The following is an 11,517-nucleotide window of genomic DNA, read 5'->3' as shown; positions in this document are numbered from 1 at the left end:
GGGGGCGGGGCGGGCCGCGCCAGCCGCGGGGGGGCCCCCCTCCCTACTCCCCTACCGGGGGGCGGGGGGGGGGGGGGGGGGGGGGGCCCCCCGGGGGGGGGGGGGGGCCCCACCGCCAGGTGCACGAGGTCCCTGGCGCGTCGCGGGCTACTGCGGCGGAACGGGCTGGATGTGCTGGGTGAGGCCACCGTCGACGGCCAGCTCCACGCCCGTGGTGAACGTGGCGTCGAACGCGAAGAACAGCGCGGCCGTGGCGACTTCCTCCGGCGTACCGTGGCGCTTCATCGGGGTCAGTTCGTCACCGACTTTCATGAGGATGGCGCGGTCCTCGTCCGATGCGTCCACGATGCCCATGGTCGGGGTGTGGATGAAGCCCGGGCTGACCGAGTTGACGCGGATGCCGCGCGGCATCAGCTCGGCGGCGAAGACCTGGGCGAAGGACCGGACGGCTGCCTTGGCACCCGAGTAGACGCCCATGCCGGGCGTGCCGGTCACATTGGCGATCGAGGTGGTGAAGACGATCGACCCGTTGTCCGAGATGAGTGAGGACAACCGCTGCACCGTGAAGAACACGCCCTTGGTGTTGACGTTGAACTGACGGTCGTACGTGGCTTCGGTGACCAGGGCCACCGGCTCCAGCGTCGCGTAACCGACGTTGACGAACAGCGCGTCGACGCGGCCGAACTTCTCCTCGACCAGATCGCCGAGCTTCGCGATGTCACCCATGTCCGCGACATCGGAGCGCACGACGTGCGCCCTGGCGCCCAAGTCGCGCTGGGCCGTCTCGATGTTCTTCTCATTGCGTCCGGTCAGCAGCACCTCGGCGCCCTCGTCGAGCAGCCCCTGCACCATCGCGAGGCCCATGCCGTGCGTCCCACCGATGACAACGGCCTTCTTGCCTGCGTACTTTCCCATCACAGCTCCTTGAGACTTAGCGCAAAACGGGTCGGAAAGGAGAGGCTGAGCAATGCGGGGACTGCACAGGCTTTCAATCCGGAACAGACGGTAACCGGGCGCACCTCATCACGTGATAACCGCTGAGTAATGGGCCGCTAACCCCGTCGGGAGAGCCCGGGGCCGACAGGCCGAACGATGTCCGGCCCACGCGTCGCCGACCGGAGACCGCTTCAGGACATGGGCTGCTCAGGCCGGGCGCCGTCGGGCGGACAGCGTGAGGGAGAGGACCCAGGGCTGGCCCGAGAGCGTCTCGACGTCCCGGCGGGAGAGTGTGCCGGTGACCACCGTGCGGCCCGGGACCGCGCTGCGCACCCCGGCACCGTGCAGTTGCGCCAGCTGCACGTCCGACGGGGGCGCTGTCAGGCGTACGAGCACGGACAGGTCCCGTGACTCCGGGGCGCGCCCTTCGGCATCGACGGCCAGCGCCAGGGAGGTGTCGAGTTTCCGGTAATCCACAAGCCCATGGTCACAGATGGGCGGCGTTGAGGAGTCCGTGGCCCCACTTGGGGTCAAAGGCGTCCGGGCCGGCTCCGGGAACCGCGGCGTTCTCCCGCAGCAGGCTCTTGAACTTGCCGGGTTCGCAACCCGGGTCGCGTTGCAGGACCAGCGCGCCGACCCCGGCGATGAACGGCGTTGCCATGCTGGTGCCCTGGAACGCGACATGGCGGTCGCTCGTGATGAAGTGGCGCGGCAGGTCGACGGCGTCCCTCGACAGGGCAGAAATGATCATGGCCCCGGGAGCGGTGATATCGGGCTTGCGCGCCCCGTCCCGGAGCGGGCCCTCACTGCTGAAGCTCGCGATGTCACCGAGCTCGAGCCACGGCGCCTGCTGCGCACTGCCGTTGAAGTCCCGCCACTCCGTCCGGGTGACGGACGCGGCCACGGTGATCGCGGACGCGGCGGTCCCGGGCGAACCGATCTTGATCGCGTCATGCACGGACGGGCCGCTGAACTGCGGCTGTGTCCGGGCGTCCGGACGTCCGAGCACCCACACATCGACCGTCCCGTCGGTGACCGTCGCCCCGCGGACCAGCAGCCGCCACTTGCTCAGAGCGGTGGCGGGGCCGGCGCCCGTCGGCTCCACCTGCACGAAGAAGTTGATGTCCCCGTTGGCCGGGTCGATGCCCGGAGTGACGATCTGGACAGCACCCTCGGGCAGATCGAAATTGGTCACCGGCGAGCCTGCGGTCCGTACGGGCTGGAAGGGGGTCGTCGCCCCCGACGGCGAAGCCATGGCGATCTCGAACCGGTCGCTGCCCTTGTACCAGCCGTTGAGCCAGAAGATGTCCGGTTCGTTCAAGAGCCGTCCGGGGTGACAGGGGATCGAGCGCACACTGCCTTCCGGCACCTCGATGCGCGCGTGGAGGTCGTCGTCACCCTCGTTGCCCGCGGCGCAGCACACGATTCTGCCGGGGCCCGACTCTTCCTCGATCGCCAGGGACATCGGGTCGGTTCCGTCGTGCGCGTCGAAGTGCCCGCCCAGGCTGAGGTTGACCACCGCGGGCATGTCCAGGTCGCGCGCCACCCGGAAGATGTACTGGATGCCGTCGATGATGTGGGCGTCCTGGAAGTCGGTCTTGACGATGACGAGACGCGCCTCGGGCGCGACGCCCTCGAGGCCCGCGGCGATGCCGGCGACATGGGTGCCATGGCCGTCGGTGTCCCGGGACAAGGTGGTCATGGACAACTCGGAACCGGAGAACTCCGCGCCGTACCCGCCCTCCGGCACGCCTGAGCCGCCGAGCATGGTCTGGTCCCAGATGCGCTCGACCCGCCCGCTGAATTCCGGGTGCGTCGGGTCGAGCCCGGTGTCGATGACTCCGACGACGACACCCTTGCCGGTCATTCCGGAGCTCGTCCGGAACGCCGGAACGCCGACCGCCTCCTGCGCCGGGCCCAGGCAGGGGCGCAGCCGGGTGGCCGGCACGACGCGCTTGACGCCGGGGTGCGCGGTGAGCTGATGGAGGGCGTCCATCGAGACGATGGCGGTACGCACCTTCTTGCCGCCCGCGTTGAGTTCGACGCCCTCGCCCAGGTCGTCCAGCGAGGCGTCCGGATCGCACTCCAGCGAGACCACGACGCGCAGCGGCTTGGCCCGCTCACGGACCGAGACAAGGCCGAGCATCCGGGCCTGCCCCGCGAGCGGGGCCCTCCTGTGGTCCTCGCGCTCGTAACGCTCGTACGACGCCGCCAACGGAGATGCCAGCTTGCCGAAGTCCATGACCTTTTCCCCAGGGCTCGTCCGGGCCGCCGAACAATCCGGCGATCAGTCCCAGCCTCGACGGTCCACAACGAGATCGCACGGCCGACAGGGCCATGCGACTCGGACGTCACTCGGATGGAGACCAGCGGCGAGACCTGGTCGCGTGACCGGCCCTGGCTGTCATGGTGCCGAGCAGGGCGGCCCCGGCGAGGAGCCCCATCCGGGACACGTCGGTCAGGCCGTCCCAGGCCAGTTCACCCTGCTGGTGGACTACGAAGCCGTCGTAGAAGAGCCAGCACACGGCGCCAGCAAGAGGCACCGCCCGGGAATGCGCGCGAAAGCCCACTGTCGCCGCGAGGACGCAGTACGCGGCCAGGGCAGCCGCCGGGTGGTGCAGGGCACCGGCCACACCCAGTACGGGCAGGAGACACGCGGATCCGAGGAACGCAGCCGCGCACACCATGGGCGTGGAGTACGTCCACGGCTCAGAACGCTCGCGGGCAGGGACGGCAGCGCCGGGCATGCGCCGTGGGACACCGGCCATGGCCTCTCCTCCGTAGGAGCCGTAGGCGGTTTCGCCGGTTCGAGGACCGGCGACGAGCGGTGCTCAAGCCCCACTGTGCGTCGGTGGGTCACCGGGACAAAGCCCGTGACCGGCCAAAGTCGGCGGTGTCACCTCGAGGTTCCTTTCTCGCCCCACGGGTCGGCAAGAGCCGGACGGGGTGACAGCTCAGCGCACCCGTCCCCGTGGTTTCAGCACCACCGGCGGGAGTGCGGGGGCGGGGAGACGGTCGCCGGCGTAGCCGTGGACCTCGCCGAAGCGGGTGCCCTCCATCCAGTCCGCCCGGGCCTGCTCGATCTCCTCGTGGGAACGGCCCACGAAGTTCCACCACATGACCAGTTCCTCCGCGAACGGTTCCCCGCCGAGGAGCATCAGACCGGCGTCGGACTCGGCGCGCAGGGGCAGTTCCGTGCGGCCGCAGCCCAGGTAGAGCATCGAGCCCGGGAACACGGGCACACCGTCGACATGCGCCTCGCCGGACATGGAGAGGACCGCGTACTCGAAGTCGGGGTCCAGGGGGAGCCGGGTCTCGGTGCCGCGTGCCAGGGCGAGGTCCGCGCCGACGAGGGGCGTGTACGTCGTGCCGGGCGACGCGGCGCCGTCGAGGGAGCCGAGGATGACGGTGGCGGTGAGGCCGGGCGCCGTGACGGCCGGGAGGTCCGCGTGGTGCTGGAAGTGCGGCTCGATGTCGCGGTGGCCCTCGGGCAGGGCCACCCACAGCTGGGCGCCGTGCAGAAGGCGCGCGTGCGGTTTCGGGCTCTCCTCGGAGTGGCTGATCGCCCGGCCCGAGGTCATCAGGCCGAGCTCGCGCGGGCGGATGGTCTGGAGGCTGCCCAGGCTGTCGCGGTGCAGGACTTCGCCCTCGTGCAGCCAGCTGACGGTCTGCAGCCCGAAGTGGGGGTGCGGGGCGACCTGCATGCCTGCCTCGTCGGCGATGTCGTCGGGGCCGTAGTGGTCGACGAAGCACCACGCGCCGATCATGCGGCGGCCGAGGTTCGGCAGAAGTCTGCGCACCTGGGTGGACTCGCCGAGCTGAACCTTGCGGGCGGTGAGGAGTTCACGTACCGGCTCGGCCACGACGAAGCCACGGCCGCCACAGATGGAGGGCACCGCCTGGCGCTCGAGATTGCTCATACGGTCAAGCTACTCGTCCGGGGCGTGGGGCTCCGGGGATTCTTCACCACCGCACCCGGGCGATGGCTTTGTGCCCGCTCCCGGTACGGGCCCCGGCTCTCGCTGAGCGGAAGTCGCAGCCCGGAAATAGCATGGGGCGAGCCGCTGCGCGCGGCTTCCGGCAGCGGTTCGCGAGCATATGAGCCCATGAATCTCGGAGCGGTCCATGACCCGGCGTCGTCAAACGAGCGCCGATGACCTGCTGACCCGGCTCGGGCGGCTCACGGCGCAAGTGCGTACAGGCACAGAGCTCCAGCAGGCACGGGTGGAGCTGGCCGAGGCGCTCCAGCGCGAGATGCTGCCGGCCGAGCTTCCCTGCGTACCCGGCCTGAGGACCGCGGCCCGGTACTCGCCCGCCCGCCACGGACTGGACATCGGCGGCGACTGGTACGACGGTTTCGCGCTCCCCGACGGTTCGGTCGCGTTCTCCGTCGGGGACGTACAGGGCCACGACGTCGAGGCGGCAGCCTTCATGGGGCAGGTGAGGATCGGCCTGCGCGCGGTGGCCGTGTCCGCCGCCGACCCGGGCGAGGTGCTCCGACGGGCCAATGAGCTGCTGCTCTCGGTGGACAGCAGCCTCTTCGCGACCTGCACCTTCCTGCGCTTCGATCCGGCTACCCAGGAGCTCGAGAGCGCCCGCGCCGGCCATGTCCCCACGGTCTGGGCCTCGGCCGACGGCCGGTGCGGTGTCGCCGAGGACGACGGCGGACTGCCGCTCGGGATGATGCTGGGCGAGGAGTACCCGGTCGTCCGGCGCAGGCTGACACAGCCAGGGTCGTTCGTCCTGGTCACGGACGGAGTGGTGGAGGGGCCGTCGTTCCCGATAGAGGTGGGGCTGAGCCAGGTGGCCGAACTGGTCGCCGCGGGATGCGGTGGTGACCCCGATGCCCTGGCCGCCGAGGTGATGAAGGTGGCGGATTCCACGGGCCACGCGGACGACGCCGCGGTGCTTGTCCTGACCTACGACGGGACGGGCCCCGCGGAGCGGCCCGGGTGAGGTAAGCGGCCCGGCGGGGCGTGTCACGGTCGGCGCCGGGCGGGCCTCGTAGTCTGATGGCTGGTGTGATGCGCACCGAGGGGATCCGACGCGTGTCCGGAACCGTTCTTCGGATTCTCGGCGTGGCCGTCGCCTATTTCGCGGCCGGACAGATCGGTCTGCTGGAAGAGGTGACCGTCGAGGGCTCGGTCGTCACGCCGCTGTGGCCGCCCACCGGCATCGCTCTCAGTTGCCTGCTCCACATGGGACTGCGGATCTGGCCGGGGATCGCGCTCGGCACTCTCCTCGTCGTACTGTCCCTCACTTCGTTCCGTCTCGCCGAGGCCGGGATCGTGGCGGGCAACACGCTGGCTCCGGTGTGCTCCTATCTGATGCTGCGCCGCGTCGGCTACCACGCCGAGCTGGACCGGCTGCGGGACGGGGTGGCGCTGGTGTTCCTGGGGGCCCTGGGCGGGATGCTGATCAGCGCCACCGTCGGCGTCACCGTGCTGGTCCTCAGCGGCAATCTGCTCCTCGACGGGTTCTGGCCCGTATGGGCGGCGTGGTGGGCCGGGGACGCCATGGGCGTGCTCGTGGTGACGCCCTTGCTGGTCGTACTGCGCCGGGCCCGGATGCCGCGGGACACCTCCCGGTGGCTGGAGGCGGCGGCACTGGCGGTCACCGCCGCGGTGGTGGTGCCCCTGGCCACCAGAAGCACGCTGTCCGTGCTCTTCCTCGTCTTTCCCCTGCTCATCTGGGCAGCCCTGCGCTTCCAGCTGGCGGGAAGCGCGCCGTGTGCGGCCTTCGTGTCCGTCCTGGCGATCTCGGCGGCGATCGACCACAAGGGGCCGTTCGCGGACCACAGCCTCTTCGAAGTCATGCTCACCCTCCAGGCGCTCAATGGTTCGACGGCGCTGACCGCGCTTCTGCTGGCGGCGATCATCACCGAGCAGCAGAACATCCGCCTGAAGATCGAGCAGGTCTGCCACGAACTGGCCGAAGTGGTGGAGCGGCTCGCGCCGGTGGAGGCGGCTCACCCCTTGCGACCCGGTCTGCGCGAAACCGAGGAGGACAAGCGACTGACGGACTGACAGCGCGAAGTGATGGAATGTTCAACCACCTCCGCCTGTTGACGCCGCCGTACGGCCCCCACCCCGGGGCCGCCGGCAGGAAGGGTCCCATGACCGGGCAGGCGAATCTGAACGACGTCTACTACAGCCGCGGCACCGCCGCCGAGCGCTGGGCACGGGCGCATCTGTTCTTCGACGCCAAGGAGTACGACAAGGCGGCGCGCGTCCTCACCGGCCTGGTCGACGAGGTCCCCGAGCAGCTCGCCCCGCGCCTGCTGCTCGCCCGCTCGTACTACCACTCCGCCCAGCTGGGCAAAGCGGAGACCGAGCTGCGCTCCATCGTGGAGCGCAGCCCGGTCGAGTACTACGCGCAGCTGATGCTCGGCCGCACCTTGGAGCGGCAGGGCCGCAGCAGCGAGGCGGCGCCGCATCTGCGGCTGGCCGCCGCGCTGTCCGGAGACTTCCCGGAGTAGGAGACTTCTCCGACCGGGAGAGCTCCCCGGCTAGACGAGCGCGGGGACAGCGGCGACCAGGGGGGCGGCCGCGCGGGACGGAGCCTCGACAGGCTCCGGAACCGGCTCCGGCTGCCCCTTGGCGTCGCCCACGCCCGGAACGGGAGGGCGCGGCATCAGCGGGCTGTTGCGCGCGTCCTCCACGCGCCGCGTGAACCATACGACCTTGCCGTCGGCAGTGCCGCAGGTTCCCCAGCTGTCGCACAGTCGGGCGACAGCGGCGAGGCCGCCTCCCGCGGCGGAGGTGAGGCGTGGCATCGGGGGGCCGTTGTCGGCCACCGAAGCCGTGAGATGCCTGCCGGTCCAGCGCAGTTCGACCACGCACCAGTTGTCGTCGCCGACGTGCCGGTGGACATTGGTCAGTAGTTCCTCGACACCCCTGCACACCGGCTGGATGTGCAGCTCGAGATTCCAGTGCCGCAGGTGTGCGGCAACAATGCGCCGGATCTGCGAGACGCGCTCCGCCGATACGTGCAGTTCGACCGCGTAGTTCCGGCCGCTGGGAAGTGTCATGGCCGTGGCTCCTTACCGCGAGGCCCACATGCTTCACCTCGTTGCAGCAACGACCCCCGAACACGAAGAGTGAGCGATAGTCACCATTGGGTCAGGGACATCCTGGCTCCGGACGGCGGGAACCGCAACCGCTGCGGCTCAAGGCCGGGACGCCGTCGCTGAGTCCGTATGCCGTACATCGGCTACTCCGACTGCCGGACGGCGCCGACTTGCGCGGCAGCGACAAATGGGGTTGTTTCGTAGGAGGTGGATGTGTGGTTACTGTCTCCCCTTGGTTTGGGGGTGAACCACTGTGCTGTTCACCGACCGCGCCGACGCGGGACAGCGGCTCGCCCTGGCCCTGCGGCACCTCGAGGGGGAAGAACCCGTCGTGCTGGGCCTGCCCCGCGGCGGAGTTCCGGTGGCCTTCGAAGTCGCCCGCGCGCTCGGCGCCCCCCTGGACGTGATCGTCGTACGCAAACTCGGCGTCCCGTACCACCGCGAGCTGGGATTCGGCGCCATTGGCGAGGGCGGGGCGCACGTCATCAGCGACGACATCGTCCGCCGCAGCGGGATCGGGCCCGACGACGTCGCGGCGGTCGAGCGCGCCGAGGAGGCGGAGCTCGAACGGCGGGCGGTGCGGTTCCGCGGCGACCGGCCGCGGCTGGCACTCCAGGGGCGGACGGTTGTCGTGATCGACGACGGGATCGCGACCGGAGCCACGGCGCAGGCCGCGTGCGAGGTCGCACGTGCGCAGGGTGCGGCTCGCGTGGTGCTCGCCGTCCCGGTGGCGGCGCCCGACGCCGTCGCCCGGCTCAGCAGCCAGGTGGACGACGTCGTGTGCCTGTCCGTGCCGGCCATGTTCCGTGCGGTCGGCGAGTGGTACGAGAACTTCACGCAGACCACCGACGAGGAAGTCGTCGCGCTGCTGGCGCAGGCCGCCACGCGGTCGGGGCGGACGGGCACTCAGGACGTCGCCGAAGAAGTCGAGGTGGACGCCGGTGGGGTACGGCTCACCGGTGACCTCACCGTGCCCGGGGACGCCACCGCGGTCGTGATGTTCGCCCACGGCTCCGGCAGCAGCCGCCGCAGCCCGCGCAACGCGTCGGTGGCGGCCGCGTTGCACCGTGCGGGTTTGGGCACGCTGCTGTTCGACCTGCTCACACCCGCCGAGGAAGCCCACCGGGCGAACGTCTTCGACATCGAAACCCTCGCCGGGAGACTCGGCGACGCCACCCGCTGGCTGCGCCGCCGCACGTCCGCCCCCGTCGGCTACTTCGGGGCGAGCACCGGGGCCGCGGCGGCGCTGCGGGCCGCCGCGTCGGTGGGTACGGAGGTCGGCGCCGTCGTCTCGCGCGGCGGGCGCCCCGACCTCGCCCGGCCGCGCCTCGGCGACGTACGCGCACCCACGCTGCTCATCGTGGGCGGCAACGACACGCTTGTGCTCGACCTCAACCGGCAGGCCCAGGCGGAGCTGCGCTGCGAGAACCGCCTCGAGGTCGTACCGGGCGCCACGCACCTCTTCGAGGAAGCGGGGGCGCTGGCGAAGGTCGCCGGCCTCGCGCAGGACTGGTTCACCACCCATCTGACGGCGGGAACAGACGTGCCCGGGTAGCCGGGTGTCACGCCGTCAGCACCACTTTGCCCTCGGTCTCACGCGCTTCGAGGGCGGCGTGCGCCTCGGCGGCCCGCTCGAGCGGGAAGCGGGTGATCAGCGGGACGAGCCGGCCTGCCGCCGCCTCCTCCAGCGCCCGGTCCGCCAGTTCGCGCGGGCCGCCGGCCGGGACCATGTTCGGACCGATCGCCCAGGTCGCCGTCAGCTGCCGCTCGACCAGATCGCGCGTCGTGATCGCGGTCGGCTCCCCCGCGGCCCAGCCGTGCAGCAGGAAACGGCCACCGGGGCCCAGCAGTTCCAGCGCCTCGCGGCCGAGCCGCCCGCCCACGCCGTCGAGCACCACGCTCACCTCACGGCCGTCCAGCGCCTCTCGGACATGGGCCGACCAGTCCGGGTCGCGGTGGTCGACGGCGACGTCTGCTCCGAGCGTATGGACCCGCTCCACCTTCGCGGGCCCTCCGGCCACTCCCACGACAACGGCGCCGGCCCGGCGTGCGGCCTGCACGAACAGACTGCCGAGGCCGCCGGCCGCCGACATCACCAGCACCACGTCACGGGAAGTCGGCCGCGCGACGCCGAGCACGCCCCAGGCGGTGGCCCCTGTCGTGATCATCGCGACGGCGGTCTCGTCGTCCAGGTGGTCGGGGAGCGCGTGCAGCGAGTCGACGGCGGCGACCGCCTGCTCGGCGTACCCTCCGTGCTCGAGTTGCGCGACGACCCGGCGGCCGAGCCAGTCGGCGCCGACGCCGGGGCCGACGGCCCCCACGACGCCCGCGACTTCGGCGCCCGGGGTGACCGGCAGGGCCGGCGGCTCATGGGGGCCGACGGCCCGGCCGCGGCGCAGAGTGGTCTCGATCAGGTGAACTCCGCTCACCCGCACGTCTATCCGCACCTCCCCCTCGGCCGGAACCGGCCCGGGGACCTCCTCGTACGTCAGGTTCCCGGCGGGGCCGAAAGCGTGCAGCCGTATCGCGTGCATGTCATACGCTCCTGAACTGGTTCGACCGGCGGGGAGCCTGCCGGGTTCAGGACCACTGTTGAACATCAACCGCGCTTGGGGTCAAGAGACCGTCCCCCGGGCCGACGACGTTCTGGGAGCGAGACGTGCCGTCATTAAAGATCGAGGTCGCGAGCGCCGACGACATCGCGCTGCTGGGTGATTGGGCCGACGCCGAGGGATGGAATCCGGGGCTCGGCGACGGCTGCGCCTTCTTCGCCACCGACCCGCAGGGATTCCTGGTGGGTCGCCTCGACGGCGAGCCCGCGGCCTGCATCTCGGTCGTGCGCTACGGCGCCGGCTTCGGGTTCCTGGGCTTCTACATCACCCGGCCCCCGCTGCGCGGCCAGGGGTACGGCATCCAGCTGTGGCGGGCCGGGATGGCACGGCTCGACGGGCGCAATGTCGGGCTCGACGGCGTGGTGGAACAGCAGGACAACTACCGCAAGTCCGGCTTCCGTACCGCCTGGAACAACATCCGGTACGAAGGTGTGCCCTCCGGGGGCGGCGCCGGAACACCGGCCGGCGTCACCCTGGTGAAGGCCCGGACCCTGCCGTTCACCCAACTCGCCGCGTACGACCGCCGGTTCTTCCCGGAGGCTCGCGACCACTTCCTGGCGACCTGGATCGCCGCACCCCGGCGCACCGCACTGGCGGCGGTCCGCGACGGGGAACTGGTGGGCCTCGCCGTCATGCGCGCCTGCCGCGCCGCCTCGCGCATCGGCCCCCTCTACGCCGAGTCGCCCGGGGTGGCGGCCGCGCTGCTGAGCGCGCTCGCGGCGGCGACACCGGGCGAGCCGGTGGCGATCGACGTACCGGACACCCACCCGGAGGCCCTGCGTGTCGTGGAACAGCTCGGGCTGACGCCTGTGTTCGAGACCGCACGGATGTACACGGGCCCGGTGCCGGGGATCGACCGCTCGGGCCTGTTCGCCGTCACGAGCCTCGAACTGGGCTGAC

At 71.2% G+C, this 11,517-nt stretch carries 12 protein-coding genes; 5 read left to right on the top strand and 7 right to left on the bottom strand.

Going from position 1 to position 11,517, the window contains the following annotated elements; genetic code table 11:
* Positions 1-147 precede the first annotated feature (147 nt).
* The 5 genes from ACWIHY_RS25145 to ACWIHY_RS25125 form a co-directional block, all read right to left on the bottom strand.
* A complete protein-coding gene (locus tag ACWIHY_RS25145; protein WP_454377930.1) occupies positions 148-915 on the bottom strand; it encodes an SDR family oxidoreductase in 768 nt (255 codons plus the stop codon).
* Between the two features lie 228 nt (positions 916-1,143).
* Complete coding sequence (locus tag ACWIHY_RS25140; RefSeq protein WP_454377929.1) at positions 1,144-1,413, bottom strand: hypothetical protein; 270 nt, start codon at positions 1,411-1,413, stop codon at positions 1,144-1,146.
* Positions 1,414-1,423: 10 nt separating this feature from the next.
* Positions 1,424-3,178: a S8 family peptidase gene (locus tag ACWIHY_RS25135; RefSeq protein ID WP_454377928.1), complete on the bottom strand. Its 1,755-nt coding sequence runs from the start codon at positions 3,176-3,178 to the stop codon at positions 1,424-1,426.
* A gap of 109 nt (positions 3,179-3,287) precedes the next feature.
* Positions 3,288-3,704, bottom strand: coding sequence for a hypothetical protein (locus ACWIHY_RS25130; RefSeq protein ID WP_454377927.1), 417 nt, complete (start codon positions 3,702-3,704; stop codon positions 3,288-3,290).
* Positions 3,705-3,890: 186 nt separating this feature from the next.
* Complete coding sequence (locus ACWIHY_RS25125) at positions 3,891-4,856, bottom strand: pirin family protein (protein ID WP_454377926.1); 966 nt, start codon at positions 4,854-4,856, stop codon at positions 3,891-3,893.
* Between the two features lie 205 nt (positions 4,857-5,061).
* Here ACWIHY_RS25125 and ACWIHY_RS25120 point away from each other — a divergent pair, with 205 nt between their 5' ends.
* The 3 genes from ACWIHY_RS25120 to ACWIHY_RS25110 all read left to right on the top strand — a co-directional run bounded on the left by ACWIHY_RS25120 (position 5,062) and on the right by ACWIHY_RS25110 (position 7,414).
* Entirely contained in the window at positions 5,062-5,892 is an 831-nt protein-coding gene (locus ACWIHY_RS25120) for a PP2C family protein-serine/threonine phosphatase (RefSeq protein WP_454377925.1), read from the top strand.
* Between the two features lie 65 nt (positions 5,893-5,957).
* Positions 5,958-6,962: an MASE1 domain-containing protein gene (locus ACWIHY_RS25115; RefSeq protein ID WP_454377943.1), complete on the top strand. Its 1,005-nt coding sequence runs from the start codon at positions 5,958-5,960 to the stop codon at positions 6,960-6,962.
* Between the two features lie 89 nt (positions 6,963-7,051).
* Positions 7,052-7,414, top strand: coding sequence for a tetratricopeptide repeat protein (locus tag ACWIHY_RS25110; RefSeq protein ID WP_454377924.1), 363 nt, complete (start codon positions 7,052-7,054; stop codon positions 7,412-7,414).
* Between the two features lie 30 nt (positions 7,415-7,444).
* Here the strand turns inward: ACWIHY_RS25110 and ACWIHY_RS25105 are convergent, their stop codons facing one another.
* A complete protein-coding gene (locus ACWIHY_RS25105) occupies positions 7,445-7,966 on the bottom strand; it encodes an ATP-binding protein (protein ID WP_454377923.1) in 522 nt (173 codons plus the stop codon).
* 292 nt (positions 7,967-8,258) lie between these two features.
* Between ACWIHY_RS25105 and ACWIHY_RS25100 the strand changes: the two genes are divergently transcribed.
* Positions 8,259-9,560: a phosphoribosyltransferase family protein gene (locus tag ACWIHY_RS25100; RefSeq protein ID WP_454377922.1), complete on the top strand. Its 1,302-nt coding sequence runs from the start codon at positions 8,259-8,261 to the stop codon at positions 9,558-9,560.
* A gap of 7 nt (positions 9,561-9,567) precedes the next feature.
* Here the strand turns inward: ACWIHY_RS25100 and ACWIHY_RS25095 are convergent, their stop codons facing one another.
* Positions 9,568-10,539, bottom strand: coding sequence for a zinc-binding dehydrogenase (locus tag ACWIHY_RS25095; protein ID WP_454377921.1), 972 nt, complete (start codon positions 10,537-10,539; stop codon positions 9,568-9,570).
* Positions 10,540-10,664: 125 nt separating this feature from the next.
* Here ACWIHY_RS25095 and ACWIHY_RS25090 point away from each other — a divergent pair, with 125 nt between their 5' ends.
* On the top strand, positions 10,665-11,516 hold the full coding sequence (locus tag ACWIHY_RS25090) for a GNAT family N-acetyltransferase (RefSeq protein WP_454377920.1): 852 nt from the start codon (positions 10,665-10,667) through the stop codon (positions 11,514-11,516).
* The last annotated feature ends 1 nt before the right edge of the window (position 11,517 follow it).

The sequence above is a fragment of the Streptomyces sp. NPDC055287 genome (genome assembly GCF_053646035.1).
This window is presented reverse-complemented; position numbering and strand designations above follow the sequence as displayed.